Below are 19,488 nucleotides of genomic sequence, written 5' to 3'. Positions count from 1 at the left end.
GCATGGAGTGAACGACGATTGCCGGACGTGCGACGATTGCCGGACGTGCGACGATTGCCGGACGTGCGACGATTGCCGGACGTAAGTACACCTACTCGAGTGCCGAAACCGGTCCTCGAATTTAAATCACAAGCGGCATCCAGTGGGGCCCGATGGTCCTGCCCGAGTTCGAACTCGTCGTCGACCCGGCGTTTTCGATCCCGTTTCTGTGCTGGGTTGCCGGCGGAATCGTTCTCGGATCCATCAGCGGGCTGATTCCGGGCTTGCACGCGAATAATTTCGCGCTCGTGCTGGCTGGAGTGGCCGCCAGCGTCCCCGGACCGCCACTGTTCGTCGGGGCAGCCATGCTCGCTGCTGGTGTCGTCCATACATTCCTGAACGCGATTCCGGCGATGGCGCTCGGTGTGCCGGATGCTGAAATGGCCGTCACAGCATTACCGGGTCACCGGATGGTCCTCGACGGGCGCGGCTTCGAGGCGATACGACTATCCGCCGTTGGGAGCTTGCTCGCCGTCCTTGTGGCCATTCCGCTTGCCATCCCAGTGACGATCGGTGTCACGGCCGTCTATCCGTATGTGCGAGCCCATCTCTCGTTTCTCTTGCTCGCTATCGTACTCGCGCTCGTGGTGACGGAATACACCTGGCAACGACGGGCGGTTGGTGCTTGCTCGTTCTTGTTGGCGGCCGTTCTCGGTTGGGCGACGCTCGACCTTTCGCCCGAAGCTCCACTCGAGGCGGGCGGGATGCTCGCTCCACTGTTTGCTGGACTGTTCGGTGCACCGGTCTTGATCGATGCAATCAACGGTGGTGGGGTACCACCGCAGGAGGACGGTGGGCTTCGTCTCTCACGACCACTCCTCGGCTGGACTGCCGTCTCAGGGGCTATCGCTGGCGCTGTGGTTGGCTATCTACCTGGCGTTTCGGCAGCCATCGCGGCGATCGCCGTGCTGTTTCTGGTCCCTGGGGGGATCACAGACCGAGGATACATCGTCGCGACCAGCGGTGTCGATACGGCCAATACGATTTTCGCCCTGTTTGCGCTCGTCGCTATCGGGCAACCAAGGTCCGGGGTGATGGTAGCGTTCGAAAACGTTGGCGCTCCGCTCAATCTCCCCGTGCTCCTCGTGGGAGTGGTCCTCTCCGGCGTGTTTGGCTTCGTGCTCGTCGTTTCCGTCGGTGATCTCTACCTCCAGTTGATCGGCCGTCTCGAGTACTGGAAGATATCGGTCGTAATCTTGACGCTGCTTTGCTGTCTCTCGTTTTTGTTCACCGGTCTCGTGGGCATTCTCGTATTCTGTCTGGCAGCGATCATCGGGCTCGTACCGGTACGACTCGGTGCGCGTCGAGTACATCTGATGGGCGTGTTGATCGGCCCGTTAATTCTCGCTGGCTGGTCGGGATGGTAAGCGATTTTCCCCTCGTCTGGACAATCCCGGATGTCAGGCCGCCTTTCTTGGCTCATATACGGAGAATCTCTTGAACCTGATCAGCCGCGATAGCACGAGTGCTGGCTTACGGGGACGGCAACGGGCCGACACCTGCAGTCGAAAGACAACCGTTAAAAGCGACGGGCGGGAAAGAGCGGGTATGAGTTCCACGGACCGACGGGAGACTCGTTCCTGCGTCTCCTGTGGGATCAACATCGCGGGTACGAACGCTGCGGCGTTCAAATGCCCAGACTGTGGCGCACAGATCTACCGCTGTGCCAAGTGTCGCAAACAGAGCAACCTCTATGAGTGCCCCGACTGTGGGTTCACCGGACCATAATCATGGGAAAAGTAGCCGCCAAAATCAAAGTCATGCCGCAAAGCCCCGAGGTCGACCTCGACGCGCTTCAGGAGCGCCTCGAGAACGCCCTTGCGGAAGGTGCCAAGATCAACGGCGTCGAGCGCGAGGAAGTCGCGTTCGGCCTCGTTGCGCTCTACCCGACCGTGATCGTTCCTGACGGTGCCGGTGGCACTGAGGGTGTCGAGGAAGCCTTCGCCGAAGTCGAAGGCGTCGAGAGCGTTACCGTCGAGAACGTCGGCCGTATCTAACGGCTTCACCTCGCTTCTTTCGAAGGTCTCTGCTCGAGCAGCGGTCGCTTCGCCTACACCGTGTGGGGTCGTCCGACACGTACCGATTTTTGCCGCGGGATTCTTCCTGGGTTCGAGCGACACGCGTTCGGTACCGGGCTTTCAGCCAGGCAAAACAGAGAATCAAGAAAGAGATTACCACAAGGCCCAATCCGAGATTGTATCCGTCAGGAAACTGCATGAGTGTGACAGCGAGAACCGCCAGTACCAGTGCAGACAGGACGAGCCGACTCGCCTCGAGTTCGATGACTTGCTGGTCGGCAGCAGGGACATTGACCATCGTTTCGACACAGAGAGTGATTTGATATCGGTTTTGGTACCTGGGTATAAACTGAACTCAGGTTAGTCGTCCGTCCCGAGCGCCACGTCTATCGCCTGCTCCAGATCACCGATCAGATCGTCGACGTGCTCGATGCCCACCGAGACGCGAATGAGGCTGTCGGTCAATCCAGCCTCGAGTCGCTCTTCGCGAGGAATCGCGGCGTGGGTCATCGGTGCAGGCTGTTCGATCAGGCTTTCGACGCCGCCGAGGCTTTCGGCGAGCGTGAACACTTCGGTCTCCTCGACGACGGTTGACGCCTGCTCGAGCGTGCCGTCGAGTTCGAAGCTCAGCATGCCGCCGAAGTCGTCCATCTGCCGGGCGGCGATGTCGTGACCAGGATGGTCCTCGAGGCCGGGATAGTAGACCTGATCGACGTCGGGGTGGCCGTCGAGCCATTCGGCAATAGCACGAGCGTTGTCGCAGTGGCGGTCCATCCGGACAGGAAGTGTCTTCGTGCCCCGAAGGACGAGGAAACAGTCGAAGGGGCCGGGCGTTGCCCCAACCGCGTTCTGATAGAATCCAAAGCGTTCGTCCAGTTCGGGATCGTTCGTCAGGAGTGCCCCACCGACCACGTCCGAGTGGCCGCCGAGGTATTTTGTCAGCGAGTGGCTCACAACGTCGGCACCCAGTTCCAGCGGTCGCTGGAGGTACGGAGTGGCGAAGGTGTTGTCGATGACCGAAATTGCGTCGTGTTCGTCGGCGATTGCCGCCGCCCCTTCGATATCGACGACGGACATGAGGGGGTTGGTCGGTGTCTCGAGCCAGAGCAACTCGGTGTTGTCCTGGAAGGCGGCTTCGATGGCTTCGAGATCGGTCATATCGACGAACGTGAACTCGATCTCGTACTGGTCGTAGACCTGCGTAAAAATGCGGTGGGTGCCGCCGTAGACGTCGTTGCCGGTGACGACGTGGTCTCCGGATTCGAGCAGATTACAGACCGTGTTGATTGCGCCCATCCCGCTGGCGAAACAGCGACCGTAGTCGGCCCCCTCGAGGCTCGCGAGGTTTTCCTCGAGATCCGTTCGTGTGGGATTCCCCGTCCTCGAGTACTCATAGCCCCGGTGATCGCCGGGGGCGTCCTGTTCGTACGTCGAGTTGGCAAAAATCGGGGTCATGAGCGCCCCGGTTTCCTCGTCAGGTTTCTGCCCGGCGTGGATCGAACGCGTTTCGATCTGGAACTGATCGTCGTCCATACTCGAGACTCATGGGGAGGCCGATTATAGCTGCCGACTCGTGGACACAAGTTCTGGCTCGCTCGAGCACTGTTCAACGGGCGTCGATAGACGAGCGCATAACGTGCGTTTTATAACCGTCACCGATCAAGAGCGTCGTACGACTATGCCGAACTCGAATGGACCTCGTCAGGGAACCCGACGAAAGCTCGCAAACAAACCTCGAGAGCGTGGCACATCCCCACCACAGCGTGCAATTCAGGAGTACGACGTGGGGCAGAAAGTCCACCTCAAAATCGACCCAAGCGTCCCCAAAGGCCGCTTCCACCCACGGTTTAACGGCCACACCGGCGAAGTCGTCGGCAAACAGGGGAAGGCGTTCAAAGTCCAGATCACGGACGGCGGCGTCGACAAAACGCTGATCGCCTCGGCGGCCCACATGCGCGCCCAGGAATGACGATCTTCAAAGAGATCGTCGAGGAGGAGTATCTGACGGTCTCCGAGACGAAGGACCTGCTTGCCGATATCGAGGCCGAACGCGCGCTCGATGAAGATCGTGAGCTTCGGTACGAACTCGCGCGAGCCATCGACCACGTCAATCGCTTCGCCCTCCTCGAGACCGAGGACGCCAAAGCGCTGGTCGAAGAGCTCAAGGAACTCGAGAAAGTCGACGAGCCAACGGCGTACAAGATCGCGAATCTCCTGCCCCGGGATCGTCAGGAACTTCGGACGGTGTTCGCTCAGCAGCGATACTCCGTTTCCGGCGAGGAACTCGACGAGATCCTCAACGTCATCGCCAAGTACGCGTAAACGGATTCGTTCTCCGCTCATCCGTTGGGTTTCGATACCTTCGTCGTTTAACCCGGTGTTGGCCACGGCTTTCGTCGAGTTCGTTTCGTCGCCGAGCCAACTCTTTAAGTGACCTGTTGCCGTATCTTGTCCTAATGAGCGAAGCCGACAGCGATGAGATGGACGTGCGCCGAGCGGTTGTGCTTGATTACCTCGCCCATGGTCTTTCCGAAGGTCGCCGGCGTTTTCAGCAATCGCCTGCTGGATACGCCCTCAACACCGCAGATTTTACCCTTTATCAGGTCGCCTTCGACGAGGACGCTCGGATTACGATCGGGACCAACGTCGTGGTCGAACCGCCGGAAGAACGGGATGTAATCGAAGACTGTCGACCTGTCGGGTACGACGACCTCTCCTCGGGTGCGCAGTCGGAACTCGAGTACGTCGTGCACGACCTCGTCGAAGAGAACGAGGAGCGATTCGTCGACTTCTACAACGATGCCCAGCCGATTACGCTGCGACTGCACCAGCTAAATCTCCTTCCTGGTATCGGCAAGAAACTTCGAAACACGATCCTCGATGAACGAAAACGAAAGCCGTTCGAGAGCTTCGAGGAACTCGAGGATCGCGTCTCCGGACTGCACGACCCTGGTGACGTGCTGGCCAATCGAATCCTCGAGGAACTTCGCGACGAGGATCTGAAATATCGGACGTTCGTGGGTCAGGAACCATAATATCGGCATTTTGAACGGCTCCTGTTCGAACGAGTGTCACCAACCATCTCGGTCTGCCGCTGACCGGTAATCAGTTACGACAGTCCCCCGTCAGGACTTCCGGTGTGCTCGCATCGTTCTGGTGTAGGGAGATGGGAGTCATCATCGGCGCAATTGACCGGCAACCCAAGACGGTGCGTTTACAGACCCCCCTCGCGTAAACTCGTCAAATGAAAGATCCAGATGCGTTGATTGCCCGGGCAGGGATTCGCGGTGACCCGGACCAGGATCAACACTTCCTCGTCGACGATCGGGTACTCGATCGGCTCCCGACGTATCTCGAGGGGATCGACGAAATGCTGGACCTGACTCCACAACCGACGCCGATATTCGAGCACCTTCTCGAGGTCGGTGGCGGCACTGGGGCACTCACTGACCGACTACTCGATGTCGGGGAGAGAGTGACAGTTATCGAACGTGATCGGCGGCTGGCCGAGTTTTTGCGTCGAGAGTTCGCTGACGCCATCGAAATGGACCGCCTGACAGTAATCGAAGGTGATGCACTCGAGGTCGATTTGCCTGCGTTCAGTGCGTCTGTCTCAAATCTCCCCTACGGTGTCTCGAGTGAGATCACGTTCCGGCTGCTGCCGGAAAAACGGCCGCTGGTCTTGATGTTTCAAAAGGAGTTTGCAGAACGAATGGTCGCCGAACCGGGGACGTCGGAGTACGGGCGGTTGTCGGTTTCGACGCAGCACTTTGCGGAGGTCGAGATGGTCGAAACGATCCCCAGAGAGGCGTTTTCACCGCCGCCACAGGTCGAAAGCGCGGTGGTCCGGGCGGTTCCACGAGCACCTGACTACGAGGTTCCCGACGAGGAGTTCTTCCTCCGGTTCGTCAAAGCGGTGTTCACCCAGCGACGGAAGACGATGCGAAACGCGATTCGAAACACCGCACATATTTCGGGTCTCGAGACACCGGACGCCGTCGTTGAGGCGGCTGACGAGGATCTCCTCTCCCAGCGTGCGGGGACGGTGACGCCCGCGGAGTTTGCGGAGCTGACCGTTCTGGCAATGGATGTTGGGCAACCGACAGAGGAATGAACGGATGTACGAACTACTGACGGGGTTCGACTGGTTGGCAGAGGAGTTTTCGACCCAGACTCAGCGAATCGCGATTACCGCTATCGCTATCGGTCTACTCGTCCTCGTCCTGGCGACGTACCGGCACTTACAGTCCTGGCTGACCAGACGTCTTCGACCACTGTATGCCGATATTATCACGACTGTTTTGTTGCTCAGTGTGAGCGTCCTCACGTTGTCGATCACGATCGGTGTGTGGGACGTCACTGACGATATTGCCGACTTGCTGGCGCAGTTCGACATCGGGACGGCAATGATCGCCAGAATGGCCGTTTCGTTCGTCATTCTTGTTATGACGATGATCGTCTGGCGATTCGTCGCGAGATTGCTCCACGACGTCGTCGCGAACTCGAGTGCGGTGACCGACCATCAAGAGGAGGTGTCGGTCCGCATCATGCAAGTCATCATCTGGTCGGTGGCAATCGTCGTCGTGTTGAGTATCTGGATCGATGACCTGAGCGGACTTCTCGTCGGGGCTGGGTTTCTGGGTATCGTGCTCGGTATGGCGGCGAGACAGACCCTCGGTTCGATTCTGGCCGGATTCGTCCTGATGTTTGCACGGTCGTTCGAAGTCGGTCACTGGGTCGAACTCGACGGTCGTGAAGGAATCGTCACGGATATTTCGATCTTTAACACGCAGATCCGGGCCTTCGACGGGGAATACATAATCGTACCGAACGATATCGTTACCTCGAGTGTCGTCCTGAACCGATCGAAAACCTCACAGCTCCGTATCGAAGTCGAGGTTGGCGTCGACTACGAGGTAGATGTCGAGCAGGCGGCAACGCTCGCGCGTGATGCCATCGAAGACGTAGCGGAAGCGGCGACATCCCCGGAACCATCGGTTATCACGAAGGAGTTTGGGCCCTCTTCGGTCGTTCTCGGCGTGCGGTTCTGGATCGATAACCCGAACGCGCGCAAGCGGGCAACTGCTCGGACCCAGGCTGTGAACGCGATCAAGGCGCAGTTCGAGGGAGCCGACGTCAAGATTCCGTATCCACAGCGGGAGGTCAGTCAGCGTCACGGGCCCGCCGAGGAGGATACTGGTGATTCTCAGACCGGTTCACGCTCGTCGATTGCGGGTCACGAGCAGCCACCATCGGGAACTGACGGGAACGGAGGTGACCGGTAATGGACCTCGCTGACCGTCGTGGGCTCGAGACCGACGTCTACCAGCCCGCGGAGGATTCACAGCTGTTGGCAAGCATCGCGTGTGGTCGGCTCGAAACGCTCGAGACACGGCTGGACTCGCTCGAAGAATCCCGATCGACTCCATCGAATGGGCTTCGAGTGCTCGAGGTGGGAACCGGTTCCGGGTACGTGGCCGACCAGATCGCGACGGAGACGGAAGGACGGGTGGTCGCCGCGGATCTGAATCCGCACGCCGTCAAACAGGCCAGAGAACGCGGTCTCGAGGCGGTGCGTGCCGACCTCGTCTCACCCTTTTCCGACGGGAGTTTCGACGCTGTCGTGTTCAATCCACCGTATCTTCCCACCGAGCCGGACCACGAGTGGGACGACTGGATGGAACGTGCCCTCTCCGGGGGTGAAGACGGGCGGGCGGTCATCGATCCGTTCCTCGAGCGGGTCGCCCGTGTGCTCGCGCCCGGTGGTATTGTATTGTTGCTCGTGAGCAGTCTCACCGGCGTCGACGCCGTCGTCGAAACGGCGGGCGAAGCGGGGTTCAGTGTTGCAGCGGTCGCCGACGAATCGTTCCCATTCGAGACGCTGACGATCCTCGAGTTGTACCAGTGACACTGTTCGAGTATGTTGTGAACCAGCTCGAGTATTCGATCTGACACCCCCTCTCGAGCCGTTTATTGGCCAGTTTCTTCCTCGCAGGTTTGATCTTGGATTAGACCGAATTTTCCCTTGTGACTAGTGATGCCGCTTTTTGTTTGCCCCGGTCAAGTACACTCTCCATTTTAATACAATTACCATATCAATATAGTATTGTCACCCTACCAATTTGATAGTAATATCATATTATGGGCTGCAAATCAGGCGCAGGCGGTTCCAACTACCTGGTTAACAGTCTCGAGTGCAGTGGTGTTCAGTTATTCGATAGTCATCGTCTCCACTCCGAGTGAATTACTCGCAAGCATTAGACGGTATGGAAAATATTAAGCGTCGGTATAGCCTAGCGCCCCATACGCATGACTGAGTACGTATCCACCACACCGGGACTGTTCCCGCTCCCGGACTGGGCAAAGGACGACCTCTCGGATCTCAAAGGCCATCAGAAACACGACCTAATCAGTGGCGACGAGTCCGAGGATATCACTGCGGTCTACGACGAGGCTCGAGAAACCGTTCTCGACGCCCAACTCGAGGCCGGTCTCGACCTGATTTCGGAAGGCCAACTTCGCTGGGACGACATGCTGGCACACCCGCTGGCAGTCAACGACGCCGTCGACACGGAGGGAATCGTTCGCTACTACGACAACAACAACTTCTATCGTGATCCGGTCGTCACGGATGAACTCGGCTTTTCGGGCGACGTCGCCGCCGAACTCGAGAAAACCGTCGCCTACACTGACCAACCCGTTCAGGCAGTCCTCCCGGGTCCATACACGCTTGCGGACCTCGCGACGGACGAACACTATGGCGACGAGGAGGCGTTTCTCGGGGCACTCGGTGAGTATCTCGCAGCCGAGGTCGACGCTTTCCCCGCCCACGAGACGCTGTTCCTGCTCGAGCCATCGCTCGTCGAGAACGCTCCCGAGGACGGCATCGATGAACTCGCCAGCGAGGCACTCGACGTGGTGGCAACCGCGACCGAGGCCGACGTCATCGTCCAGCCGTTTTACGGTGCACTCGAGGAGAAAGTCTACGCACACTTGCTCGACGCGGATATCGATGCCGTAGGCTTCGACTTCGTGACCGAACAGGACGGCAGCCTCTACAACATCCAGGAGTACGGCGCGACGGACGATATCGCCCTCGGACTCCTCAACGGCCAGAACACCCTCCTCGAGGAACCGGAAGCGATTCGCGACCGGGCCGAGTGGGTGTTCGACAAACTGCCGGTTTCCGACTTCGACACCGCGTATCTGACGACCAACACCGAAACGTTCTATCTCCCGTATTCGACTTTCGAGGCCAAACTCGAGGCCCTCGCTGATGCCGCCTCGCTGGCGGAGGTGACTCACGCATGAGCCCAGACCGAAACGAAAACCGAGACCAGTTCAGACCGGAACAACACGAAAACGACCACTTCCTGTTGACGACCGTCGTTGGCAGCTATCCAAAACCGAAGTGGCTGAACCGCGCAAAAGAGCTGTATCAGGACCCCGACCACGGCTTCGACGAGGGGGACTATCAGGAAGCACTGGACGACGCAGCCCGGCTGATCACGAACGAGCACGAACGTGCCGGCCTAGACGTCGTCGTTGACGGCGAGATGCGGCGCAACGAGATGGTCGAGTTCTTCGCCCACCGGATCGACGGCTACGAGTTCAACGGCCCGGTCAAAGTCTGGGGGCACAACTACTTCGACAAACCGTCTGTCGTCAGCGAAGTCGAGTACACCGACAGCTGGCTCGTCGACGAGTACGAGTTCACCGCCGACGCGACGAACCGACCGGTCAAAGTTCCCATCACCGGCCCGTACACGCTCGCTAACTGGTCGTTCAACGAGGCCTACGAGGACGAAGAAGCCCTGGCCTACGACCTCGCTGACCTCGTCAACGAAGAGATCGAGAAACTGGTTGACGCCGGTGCTCGCTACATTCAGATCGACGAACCCGCACTCGCCACGACGCCGGACGACCACGCTATCGTTGGCGAGTGTCTCGAGCGCATCGTCGACGACATTCCCGAGGAGGTACGCATCGGCTTGCACGTCTGTTACGGCGATTACTCGCGTATCTACCCCGAAATCCTCGAGTTCCCCGTCGACGAGTTCGACCTCGAACTCGCCAATGGCGACTACGAACAACTGGACGTGTTCAAAGACCCCGAGTTTACCAAAGACCTCGCGCTGGGCGTTACCGACGTGCACGTCGCGGAGGTCGAATCAGTCGAACAGATCGAGCGCAACATCGAGAAAGGCCTCGAGATCGTGCCGCCCGAACAACTCGTTGTCTCGCCCGACTGTGGCGTGAAACTGTTGCCACGTGAGGTCGCTTACGGCAAGATGGCGAACATGGTCGAAGCAGCCCGAAACGTCGAAAAACGGCTCGACGATGGCGAGATTGAGGTTCGCTCCGCCCAGGCCCCAGCGGACGACTAGTAGCGATTCGTGGAAGTCCTGAGACACTCGACTGGAGACGGTACCGCTCGAGTGTCTCGATACCATCAGCATCTTCTGTTGGTTCAAGTTGTCCGACTCGAGGCATTCGTCTATCGCAGCCAGTGACCGTCAGTGCCACCCGCTCACAAGAAGGCCTCGCGCTAGTACTCCGTCACGGGTTCAGGATTGACGAACCACCAGGTTATCAATCGTTTCACGGGCTACGATAGCGGTCATTCACCCTCGATCGTCCGTGCACCCATCGTGTATTACCACGCCGCCACCGGACTGCAGTCGAAGCGTCCATTGGACCACTGGTTTGTCTTCGTCGCACGCAGCCGTTAGGTGCCGACTTCCCTCTGCTTCGGTATCGACGTGATAGCGTAACTGGTATGTCTCTCCGCTAGAGACTGCGTCGGAGATCGTTGCGCGTGGGTGGTACGAACCCCCGTCCCGATTCGCCTCGTTCGACGGAGCAACTTCCAGAGACCACCTACTGACGACGCCCCCATCTCCTGTTCCTATCTCGAGGGAGGCGGTGTGTGTCTCGTCCCGATTGTTGATCACCCCTACCTCGAGGTCCAGCCGATCATCAAATCGGTCGAGACAACCGCTGAACGTGCTGGCGGCTGTTGCACCGACGAAAAGAAGTGAACGTCGGCTCAGCATCATATTTCTAGCCACTTCCATCAGATGTTACATCATTATTGGTGCTTGTCCTTTCTTTCGTCCGTCGAAACGTGACGGAGCGCAAAACACTAACTACTGCCCGAATGAATATCGGGATATGAGCCTGTCAATTGGCGTCCTTGGCTATCGATTTATGGGAAAAGCCCACGCGAACGCACTGGCCAGACTCCCGATGTTCTTCCCCGACGCACCCGACGTCGAACGTAGCGTGCTCGTCGGCCGGGACGAGGAAGCCCTCGAGTCGGCCGCCGAGGAACTCGGCTTCGCCTCCACGGCGACCGACTGGGCCGACGTCGTCGACGACGTCGACGTCTTCTACAATCTCGGGCCGAACCACGTTCACGCCGAGCCTTCTATCGCGGCACTCGAGGCCGGCACACCAGTCTTCTGTGAGAAACCGCTGGCTCCGACGCTCGAGGGAGCCGAGGAGATGGCTGCGGCCGCCGACGCGGCGGGCAGTGACGTCCCTGCTGGCTGCGCCTTCAACTACCGGTTCGTGCCCGCGATTCGGTACGCGAAGAGCTTGCTCGAGGACGGCGAACTGGGCGAAATTCACCACGTTCGGGGTCGCTATCTCCAGGACTGGCTGGTCGATCCGGACGCGCCGTGGTCGTGGCGTAACGACGCGGAACTCGCCGGTTCGGGAGCACTCGGCGACCTCGGTTCCCACACCCTCGACCTCGCCCGATTCCTCGTCGGTGACGACGACCTGGCGGGCGACATCGAACGAATCAGCGGACATTGCCAGACGTTCGTCGAAGAACGCCCCGTAGCGGGCGAAGACGAAACCCGCCCGGTCACCGTCGACGACGCCTACACTGCCCAGGCCGAGTTCGAAAACGGGGCTGTCGGGAGCTTCGAGGCCTCGCGGTTCGCGACCGGCCACAAGAACGACCACACTATCGAGATTCACGGCTCGAAGGGTAGTCTCAAGTTCTCGCTCGAACGGTTGAACGAACTCGAACTGTTGCGGGAGGATAATCGGGGATACGAGACGATTCTGGTCACCGACGAAGACGACCCCTACGTGGATCACTGGTGGCCACCAGGGCACGTCATCGGCTGGGAACACACGTTCGTCCACGAAAACTACGAGTTCCTCTCCGCGGTAGCAAGCGGTGACGATTTCGCGCCGAGTTTCGAAGACGGTCTGGCCGTCCAGCGACTCCTCGAGGCAGTCCAACGGAGCGACGAACAGGGTGGCTGGATCGACCTATAGTAGCCAGTGAAAGTCAGTGTACACTCGTTCGCAAACGGGCGTCGCGGTAGGTGTGTCAATCGTTTCACTGGCTACTATATAAGCTGGCCGTGAGAGCACTCAGGTCGGGATCGTGTCTTAGTACTCCGCCAAGGGTGAGACGACCCCAGCAGTTCGGTCCAGACGTTCACACGTGAGGAACCCCTCAGTACCCTCCCAAACGTCGACTCATGGGTGAAATCGAACCACACCGCCCGATTTCACCCACCAGTTCAGGTTTGGGAAGCCACTCAGTGAACAGTGCGATCGTCGATTCGACAGGAACGCAAGTGCCCTCTCGGATGCGTACCGGGGTGTTTTTGTCCGGTCCAGCACGTATACTTGATAGATGCTGACGGTCGAACTGCACACGCACTCGTCGCTCTCGCACGATGGTCGTGATCCGGTTGATCTCATCCTCGAGCAAGCCGCAGCGGTGGGGCTCGACGCTATCGCCATTACGGATCACGACGAGATCGATGCGAGTCTCGAAGCCGTCGAACGTGCGCCCGAGTACGGTTTGATCGGCATTCCCGGCGTCGAAATCTCGAGTAAGGCCGGTCACATTCTCGGTCTCGGGGTTACTGAAGCGATACCACCCGGCCTGTCTTACGAGGCGACCCTCGAGGCGATTCGCGAGCAAGGTGGCGTCGCCGTAATCCCACATCCCTTCCAGGAGTCACGACACGGCGTGATGGCTCGAATCACCCGTGAACAACTGGCCCAGGCTGATGCCATCGAGGTATACAACTCTCGGCTGATTACGGGACGTGCAAACCGACAGGCCGAGCGGTTCGCCCGCTCTCGGGGGCTGCCGATGACGGCCGGCAGTGACGCTCATATCAGTGAGATGGTCGGTCAGGCGGTCACTCGAGTTGACGCCGAGAGGAACACCGTCGACGCGATTCTCGAGGCAATCGAACGGGGTGGGACGACGATTGAGGGGAAACGGACGCCCTGGCACATTAGCTTCCGACAGGCGGCCGGCGGCGTCAAACGACGAGCGATCAGCGGGCTGGGGGCCCTGTTCAGTCGATGACGAGAAACCATCGGGAAACCGAGCCGAGTATCCGCGGCACCGAAGAAACCGTCGTCCGTGCGGCCCTCCAACGAGGTGACCCACTGCCAGGCACGTCGGGATTCGCGGGGTGGGTCGACGACACGCTGGTTCGTGACGTTCTCGGTCGGGTTCCGCTGTTCGTCGAGCGCTCGGTCATCGAGGGAGCCGCCTCGCCCACGCCGGCACTGACGGCGTTTCGACCGGTCGCCCTCGAGGACCCGGTTGCGTTTCCTGCGGGGCACGCGCTATCGCGTAACGGTCCTCCTGGTGAAACCCCAGAACGTGTCTGGGAACTACCCGAGGGCGACCAACTGGACGCTCCGAACGATGGCCAGACGGTTATTGATCACGTCGATACTCGAATTCGGTGCGCAGTCGACACCGTCGAGACGGAGTCCGTCGCCGTCGCGTTTTCCGGTGGCGTCGACTCGGCACTCGTCGCTGCGTTGCTCGACGCACCGTTGTACGTGGTCGGGTTTCCCGATAGTCACGACCTCGAAGCCGCGAGGACGGCGGCAACGGCCATGGGGAAGGACCTGAACGTGGTCGAACTCGAGCCGGCGGACCTCGAACGAGCGGTCCCGAAAATCGCCCGGGAAACGGGCCGGACGAACGCGATGGACGTCCAGATTGCGCTGCCGCTGTATCTCGTCGCCGAAGCCGTCGCAGCGGATGGTTTCGACGCGCTGGCGGTCGGTCAGGGTGCTGACGAACTGTTTGGCGGCTACGAAAAAGTTGTTCGTCTCGATCACCGAGTCGACGCCGAGACGGTCCGTGGTGCCGTTCGCGAGCAAATCCTGACGCTTCCAGAGCAACTTCCTCGAGACGTGCTGACTCTCGAGGCCGCGGGGGTCGAACCGGTGGCTCCTCTGCTCCACGATGGCGTCGTCGAAGCCGCTCTCGCCCTTCCCGACCGCTGGCTGGCCGATGAGAGTGAACGCAAGCGCGCCTTGCGAACGGTGGCCGCTCGCGTGCTCCCGGACTCGGTCGCGAAACGAGATAAGAAAGCCGTCCAGTACGGCAGCCTGACGGCTCGAGAACTGGACCGCCTCGCCCGACAGGCGGGCTACAAACGGCGTATGGACGACCACGTCGGACAGTACATCGAGTCGCTACTCGAATCGTGAGTGGGGACGTTTCTCAGGTTGTGACGTGGAATTCTCGAGGCGTGGGGTGCGTTACTCTCAGGTCCACTCGCGAAGGCAGGTCGCCGAACAGAACTCGAGATCGATCGTTTGCTCGCCACCGCGTTCGACGTACGTTTTGAGTACGTATGCTCGCCCCCCGTGCTCTTGACAGTTGTCACAGCGCATACGTCCAGTGTTGGGCTCACCTACCCTCAGTATGTGCCGCTTACTCCTCGAGTGCGGACGAGTAGGCGACCCTTTCGAGGGATTACGCAACCGTTTGGATTCAGGAGACTGGTTAGCGCTGTGGGCCTTTTTCGGCCTCGAGAAGTTCGTGATACCGGTTACGGATCGTCACTTCCGAGACGTTCGCGACGTCGCTCACTGCACTCTGAGTTACCTTTTCGTTCGTCAACAGTGCGGCCGCGTACACGCCTGCAGCAGCCAGACCGACGGGTGACTTTCCGGAGTGCAGCCCCTCGGATTTGGCCGTTTGCATCAGCTTTCGGGCCTGACGTTCGGTTTCGTCGGATATCCCGAGGTCACTCGCAAACCGGGGGACGTAGCTTTCGGGGTCGGCGGGCTGGACCTCGAGGCCGAGTTCGCGGACGACGTATCGGTAGGTGCGCGCGATTTCGTCGCGTTCGACGCGGCTGACGGCGCTGATTTCGTCGAGGCTGCGTGGCGTTCCGGCCTGGCGAGCGGCGGCGTAGAGTGACGCGGTCGCGACCCCTTCGATCGAGCGGCCGGGGAGCAGATCTTCGTCGAGTGCTCGACGATAGATGACGCTCGCGGTCTCGCGGACGGTTTTCGGGAGGCCGAGTGCGGAGGCCATTCGATCGATTTCACCGAGGGCTTGCTTCAGGTTGCGTTCTTTGGCATCTCGCGTGCGAAAGCGCTCGTTCCACGTCCGGAGCCGTTGCATCTTCTGGCGCTGGCGACTCGACAGCGATCGGCCGTAGGCGTCTTTATTCTGCCAGCCGATATTCGTCGAGAGGCCGTCGTCGTGCATCATTTTCGTGGTTGGTGCGCCGACACGACTCTTTTCGTCTCGCTCTCCACTGTCGAACGCACGCCACTCCGGTCCACGATCGATCTCGTCGGTTTCGACGACGAGACCGCACGATTCACAGGCGGTTTCGCCGTGCTCGAGGTCGGTTTCGAGTCGTCCACCGCACTCGGGACACGCTGTGCGTTCTTCGCGCGTGTCGACGTCGGTTTTCGTGTCGGTCCGCGATTGCCACTGTCGCGTCCGCATAGTTGTATCAGTCATTGTAGTGGGTGTTTTGGGGACCGTTTCCGTACGAGAGCCTAGGGATGAAGCCCACTTAGCCAACAGGGCTCACATTGTTAGGGTCGTTTCTCGGTGAACCGACTGGTCGAACAACGGCGTTTGACCCGTCCGTCTACCGTTGGCTCTCGAGGGGCGTATCGAAACCCTTACTCCCCGTTGCCCAGAGTGCTCACATATGAGCGACGACGTTGTCACGCCCGAAGACGTTCGCCACGTGGCCGGGCTGGCCAGAGTGGACCTCGAGGACGATGAGGTCGAACGATTTACCGAGCAGTTCGCTAACATCCTCGCGTATTTCGAGACGCTCGATGCGGTACCCGAGGTCGACAGCGAGACCGAGTTGACGAACGTGATGCGACCGGACGAGGTGCGAGCGAGCCTCGAGACGGCCGAAGCGTTACAGAACGCTCCGGATCACGAAGACGATTACTTCAAGGGGCCGAACGTCTCCTGAGCGGTGTTTTTTATGAGTGACGATATTTTCATTACCGAGGCGACGATCGACGGTGAATCGGATGGCCCGCTGGCCGGGAAGCAGGTCGCGGTCAAAGACAACATCTCGACCGACGGGGTGAAAACCACGTGCGGGTCGAAGATGCTCGCCGATTACGTGCCGCCGTACGATGCGACCGTGGTCGAGCGGATCACCGATGCCGGCGGAACCATCGTCGGAAAGACGAACATGGACGAGTTCGGGATGGGGACCACGACCGAAACGTCGTATTTTGGCCCGACCGACAATCCGGCTGCACCGGGTCACGTCCCCGGTGGATCCTCAGGCGGCTCTGCCGCAGCCGTCGCCGCCGGCGCTGCTGACCTGGCGCTGGGCAGTGACACGGGCGGCTCGATTCGCTGTCCGGCTGCCTTCTGTGGCGTCGTCGGAATCAAACCGACCTACGGGCTGGTTTCACGGTACGGCCTGGTCGCCTACGCCAACAGCCTCGAGCAGATCGGTCCGATTGCGGGCACCGTCGAGGACGCGGCGACGTTGCTCGAGGTCATCGCCGGCGTGGACGAGCGGGACGGGACGACTCGGGACCCACCACAGGGAGACGTCGCCTACTCCGATGCGGCCGACGGGAACGTCGACGGACTTTCGATCGGGATTCCGACCGAACTGCTGGAGGGGGCCGAAGACGGCGTCGTCGACGCTTTCTGGGATGGTATCGAGCAACTCGAATCGCAGGGTGCGACGACCCACGACGTCAGTCTCCCCTCGGTCGAACACGCTGTCGAGGCCTACTACGTGATCGCCATGTCCGAGGCCTCCTCTAATCTAGCCCGATTCGACGGCGTCCGCTACGGCCACTCGGGTGGCTTCGACGGCAACTGGAACGAGACGTTTGCGGCCGGCCGTGCCGAAGGCTTCGGTGACGAAGTTAAACGCCGTATCCTGTTGGGCACCTACGCCCTCTCTGCGGGGTATCACGACAAGTACTACAAAAAGGCACAGAACGCTCGAGCGTGGGTCAAACAGGACTTCGACAGTGCCCTCGAAGAGGCCGACGTGCTGGCCTCGCCCACGATGCCCGTGACACCCTTCGAACTCGGTGAGAGTCTCGACGACCCCTTGCAGATGTATCTCGCCGATGCGAACACCGTCCCGGTCAACCTCGCTGACCTGCCTGCCATTTCCGTCCCGATTGGCGACGCCGACGGTCTCCCGGTGGGAATGCAACTGGTCGGCCCGGCGTTCGGCGAACGACAGCTCATCCGAGCAGGAAGCGCCCTCGAGTAAAGCGATTTATCGCTCATCGCTGCTGAGAAACTCCCATAGATTTATATGAAGGATTTGAGAATATCTCCATAGGTAATTCGTTTCCCTCCACTCATGAAGATTACCCAGGATCACGACGTCGAATTTGACGAGTTCTCGAGAGCGTGTGATCTCGTCGAGGAGTACTTCGGTGACAGTATCGACGACGTCGCGCTGCACGCACCAGTCTCACGACAGCAACTGGTGGCGGTGCTCGCTCGCGCTCAGCTCTCTGGACGGCAACTGGCAATCGAGGGACTGACCGAGAAGGGCGATGTCGTCTATCAGTCCAACGACGAGACGTTGCTCTGGCTCGATGGCGGCTTCTGGATCGATATGCGGGGTCTCCATCATCTTAACCCGGACGAAGGCCGGGCTGCACGCGAAGTACACCGCCGACTCATCGAATCCATCGATGGTGACGTGCCCTACTACAATCGCGAACGGGATCCGTTCGTTCTCATCGAACGGATTCCCGGTCGGTAAGGAAAATACTGCTTTCGACGGTTTCGACTATTCCTGGTAGGCGAGGTTCATGATCCACTGTGAGAACGCGTCACTGTTCGGATCGACCTCCTCTTCGCCGATGAACGGCGAAAGCATGTCGCCGGCCATCAACAGCGTGAAATCGAGGTCTCGAGCGGTCGGCGTGATGAAGTAGGTGTTGTGACCGTCGTATACCGTCTCTTCTCGTTCTACCAACTCTTTTTCGACGAGCGATTCGACGATCCGGCTCCCTTTCCGTGAGGAGACATCGAGTTCCTTCCAGAAATCGCTCTGGTGAATGCCGCCCGATATTCGCACCAGTTCGAGTCCCGCACGTTCGTCCTCCGAAAGGTTGGCTTCGGCCGCCGACACACTCATCGATCGACCACCTCGAGCGACTCCGTACCGAGCGCTACAGGCTCCGTTGCGTCCATACGACGTACACCGGTCGCAACCCGCTTAAATGTGGCCTTCGTCGGCCAGCACTCGAGCGACGCGGTCGCGAAATTCATCGCCGAGGTCGACGTCTCTGTACTGGTTTCGACAGGGCGGTCCGTCGGTCACCGCATACTGTGTCTGGGCCACTCCACCCAGGGCAAGCCGTGAGGACGACCGCGTCCCAAATCCGTCGCCGTGAACGCAGACGCCGTACTCGTGGTCGCCGAGGACGGTACCGGCGGTCTTTAGCCAGTCCGAAACCGCACTCGAGTCTACTTGTGCGTCCGAGTCCGGTGTATCGCTCGAGGATGCCGGTGCGTCCGAGTCCGGTGTATCGCTCGAGCACGCCGGGGCGCTCACGTCGCCCGATGATGGTTGCTGGTCTTCGAGCGCCTCCTCGAGTCGCCGTTTTACCCGCCGTGCGTTCGTTGCCTGGTCGCTCGCGACCGCACCTCGGCGGGTTGGTATCTCGGCGACGTCGTCGAATCCCGTGTTGTACACGATGTGCACGCCGGGGTCGAACGCGGTCCAGGAACTAGCACCGTCCCACTCGAGACACCAGGCGTCGCTGCCATCGGCGATAACGAGGTTGAACCCGTCGTACGCGTGGCTCTCGAGCGCCCGTTTGACGTGGGTTCGGGCTTCGGCTGCCGACGAACAGGATAACACGTCGGCGACGAGTTTCCCTCGGGAGCGGTCGCTAGGGAGGTCGTCGTCCAGCCAGCGGTTCGTAATCCCGGTGAACAGCCCCGCCTCGTTCACGCCGATCCAGGTCCCGCCGGCCTGAACGTCTCGAGGCGCGATGACGACCGGGTCCGTCGCGTAGACCGCCGGTGGACTCGCGGGGCGATCGAGTTGCTCGTCACGGTTGGCAGCGACCGCTACCGGTGCGCTATCGAAGACCTGCCAGGCGAAGACAAGCGTACACACGAGTAAGCGGAGTAACGGTGACGACT

General features: G+C 60.1%; 23 protein-coding genes. 18 read left to right on the top strand and 5 right to left on the bottom strand.

The window, feature by feature from the left end:
• Positions 1-152 precede the first annotated feature (152 nt).
• The 3 genes from NLK60_RS04295 (at position 153) to NLK60_RS04285 (ending at position 2,036) form a co-directional block, all read left to right on the top strand.
• A complete protein-coding gene (locus NLK60_RS04295; RefSeq protein ID WP_254809659.1) occupies positions 153-1,406 on the top strand; it encodes a tripartite tricarboxylate transporter permease in 1,254 nt (417 codons plus the stop codon).
• Between the two features lie 181 nt (positions 1,407-1,587).
• On the top strand, positions 1,588-1,767 hold the full coding sequence (locus NLK60_RS04290) for an HVO_2753 family zinc finger protein (protein WP_254809658.1): 180 nt from the start codon (positions 1,588-1,590) through the stop codon (positions 1,765-1,767).
• 2 nt (positions 1,768-1,769) lie between these two features.
• Positions 1,770-2,036: an elongation factor 1-beta gene (locus NLK60_RS04285; RefSeq protein WP_254809657.1), complete on the top strand. Its 267-nt coding sequence runs from the start codon at positions 1,770-1,772 to the stop codon at positions 2,034-2,036.
• A gap of 381 nt (positions 2,037-2,417) precedes the next feature.
• Here NLK60_RS04285 and NLK60_RS04280 read toward each other — a convergent pair whose 3' ends face one another.
• Positions 2,418-3,590: a cystathionine gamma-synthase gene (locus tag NLK60_RS04280; protein ID WP_254809656.1), complete on the bottom strand. Its 1,173-nt coding sequence runs from the start codon at positions 3,588-3,590 to the stop codon at positions 2,418-2,420.
• Between the two features lie 145 nt (positions 3,591-3,735).
• On the opposite strand from NLK60_RS04280, the gene NLK60_RS04275 reads away from it, so the two are divergent.
• The 12 genes from NLK60_RS04275 (at position 3,736) to NLK60_RS04220 (ending at position 14,558) form a co-directional block, all read left to right on the top strand.
• Positions 3,736-4,026: a 50S ribosomal protein L21e gene (locus tag NLK60_RS04275; RefSeq protein WP_254809655.1), complete on the top strand. Its 291-nt coding sequence runs from the start codon at positions 3,736-3,738 to the stop codon at positions 4,024-4,026.
• Positions 4,023-4,379 (top strand): RNA polymerase Rpb4 family protein, encoded by a 357-nt coding sequence (locus tag NLK60_RS04270; RefSeq protein ID WP_254809654.1) that lies wholly within the window; start codon positions 4,023-4,025, stop codon positions 4,377-4,379. The genes NLK60_RS04275 and NLK60_RS04270 overlap by 4 nt, the downstream gene beginning before the upstream one ends.
• A 134-nt stretch (positions 4,380-4,513) precedes the next feature.
• A complete protein-coding gene (locus NLK60_RS04265) occupies positions 4,514-5,092 on the top strand; it encodes a DUF655 domain-containing protein (RefSeq protein ID WP_254809653.1) in 579 nt (192 codons plus the stop codon).
• Between the two features lie 209 nt (positions 5,093-5,301).
• On the top strand, positions 5,302-6,171 hold the full coding sequence (locus tag NLK60_RS04260; RefSeq protein ID WP_254809652.1) for a 16S ribosomal RNA methyltransferase A: 870 nt from the start codon (positions 5,302-5,304) through the stop codon (positions 6,169-6,171).
• Positions 6,172-6,175: 4 nt separating this feature from the next.
• Entirely contained in the window at positions 6,176-7,342 is a 1,167-nt protein-coding gene (locus NLK60_RS04255; RefSeq protein WP_254809651.1) for a mechanosensitive ion channel family protein, read from the top strand.
• A complete protein-coding gene (locus NLK60_RS04250; RefSeq protein ID WP_254809650.1) occupies positions 7,342-7,965 on the top strand; it encodes a HemK2/MTQ2 family protein methyltransferase in 624 nt (207 codons plus the stop codon). Before NLK60_RS04255 ends, NLK60_RS04250 begins: the two co-directional genes overlap by 1 nt.
• Positions 7,966-8,366: 401 nt before the next feature.
• Positions 8,367-9,368 carry a 5-methyltetrahydropteroyltriglutamate--homocysteine methyltransferase gene (locus NLK60_RS04245; RefSeq protein WP_254809649.1) on the top strand — a complete coding sequence of 334 codons (1,002 nt, stop codon included), beginning with the start codon at positions 8,367-8,369 and terminating at the stop codon, positions 9,366-9,368.
• On the top strand, positions 9,365-10,444 hold the full coding sequence (locus tag NLK60_RS04240; protein ID WP_254809648.1) for a methionine synthase: 1,080 nt from the start codon (positions 9,365-9,367) through the stop codon (positions 10,442-10,444). Before NLK60_RS04245 ends, NLK60_RS04240 begins: the two co-directional genes overlap by 4 nt.
• A 435-nt stretch (positions 10,445-10,879) precedes the next feature.
• Positions 10,880-11,098 carry a hypothetical protein gene (locus tag NLK60_RS04235; protein ID WP_254809647.1) on the top strand — a complete coding sequence of 73 codons (219 nt, stop codon included), beginning with the start codon at positions 10,880-10,882 and terminating at the stop codon, positions 11,096-11,098.
• A 133-nt stretch (positions 11,099-11,231) separates the two neighbouring features.
• Positions 11,232-12,353, top strand: coding sequence for a Gfo/Idh/MocA family protein (locus NLK60_RS04230; RefSeq protein ID WP_254809646.1), 1,122 nt, complete (start codon positions 11,232-11,234; stop codon positions 12,351-12,353).
• A gap of 367 nt (positions 12,354-12,720) precedes the next feature.
• Positions 12,721-13,410 (top strand): PHP domain-containing protein, encoded by a 690-nt coding sequence (locus NLK60_RS04225; protein ID WP_254809645.1) that lies wholly within the window; start codon positions 12,721-12,723, stop codon positions 13,408-13,410.
• Entirely contained in the window at positions 13,407-14,558 is a 1,152-nt protein-coding gene (locus NLK60_RS04220; protein ID WP_254809644.1) for an asparagine synthase C-terminal domain-containing protein, read from the top strand. The genes NLK60_RS04225 and NLK60_RS04220 overlap by 4 nt, the downstream gene beginning before the upstream one ends.
• 57 nt (positions 14,559-14,615) lie before the next feature.
• Here the strand turns inward: NLK60_RS04220 and NLK60_RS19485 are convergent, their stop codons facing one another.
• Complete coding sequence (locus NLK60_RS19485) at positions 14,616-14,744, bottom strand: hypothetical protein (protein ID WP_256530391.1); 129 nt, start codon at positions 14,742-14,744, stop codon at positions 14,616-14,618.
• A 112-nt stretch (positions 14,745-14,856) separates the two neighbouring features.
• Positions 14,857-15,831 carry a transcription initiation factor IIB gene (locus tag NLK60_RS04215; RefSeq protein ID WP_254809643.1) on the bottom strand — a complete coding sequence of 325 codons (975 nt, stop codon included), beginning with the start codon at positions 15,829-15,831 and terminating at the stop codon, positions 14,857-14,859.
• Between the two features lie 196 nt (positions 15,832-16,027).
• Here NLK60_RS04215 and gatC point away from each other — a divergent pair, with 196 nt between their 5' ends.
• The 3 genes from gatC (at position 16,028) to NLK60_RS04200 (ending at position 18,094) form a co-directional block, all read left to right on the top strand.
• On the top strand, positions 16,028-16,306 hold the full coding sequence (gene gatC / locus NLK60_RS04210) for an Asp-tRNA(Asn)/Glu-tRNA(Gln) amidotransferase subunit GatC (protein ID WP_254809642.1): 279 nt from the start codon (positions 16,028-16,030) through the stop codon (positions 16,304-16,306).
• 12 nt (positions 16,307-16,318) lie between these two features.
• Positions 16,319-17,590, top strand: a complete 1,272-nt coding sequence (gene gatA, locus NLK60_RS04205) for an Asp-tRNA(Asn)/Glu-tRNA(Gln) amidotransferase subunit GatA (RefSeq protein ID WP_254809641.1) — start codon at positions 16,319-16,321, stop codon at positions 17,588-17,590.
• 93 nt (positions 17,591-17,683) lie between these two features.
• Positions 17,684-18,094 (top strand): DUF8048 family protein, encoded by a 411-nt coding sequence (locus NLK60_RS04200; protein ID WP_254809640.1) that lies wholly within the window; start codon positions 17,684-17,686, stop codon positions 18,092-18,094.
• Positions 18,095-18,121: 27 nt separating this feature from the next.
• Here NLK60_RS04200 and NLK60_RS04195 read toward each other — a convergent pair whose 3' ends face one another.
• Complete coding sequence (locus NLK60_RS04195; protein WP_254809639.1) at positions 18,122-18,472, bottom strand: helix-turn-helix transcriptional regulator; 351 nt, start codon at positions 18,470-18,472, stop codon at positions 18,122-18,124.
• Positions 18,473-18,553: 81 nt separating this feature from the next.
• Positions 18,554-19,462 carry an NRDE family protein gene (locus tag NLK60_RS04190; protein WP_254809638.1) on the bottom strand — a complete coding sequence of 303 codons (909 nt, stop codon included), beginning with the start codon at positions 19,460-19,462 and terminating at the stop codon, positions 18,554-18,556.
• Positions 19,463-19,488 lie beyond the last annotated feature (26 nt).

Source organism: Natronosalvus amylolyticus (assembly GCF_024298845.1).
In the GTDB taxonomy this organism is placed as follows: domain Archaea; phylum Halobacteriota; class Halobacteria; order Halobacteriales; family Natrialbaceae; genus Natronosalvus; species Natronosalvus amylolyticus.
The sequence above is the reverse complement of the archived record's forward strand: the minus strand, read 5'-3'. Positions and strand labels throughout refer to the sequence as shown.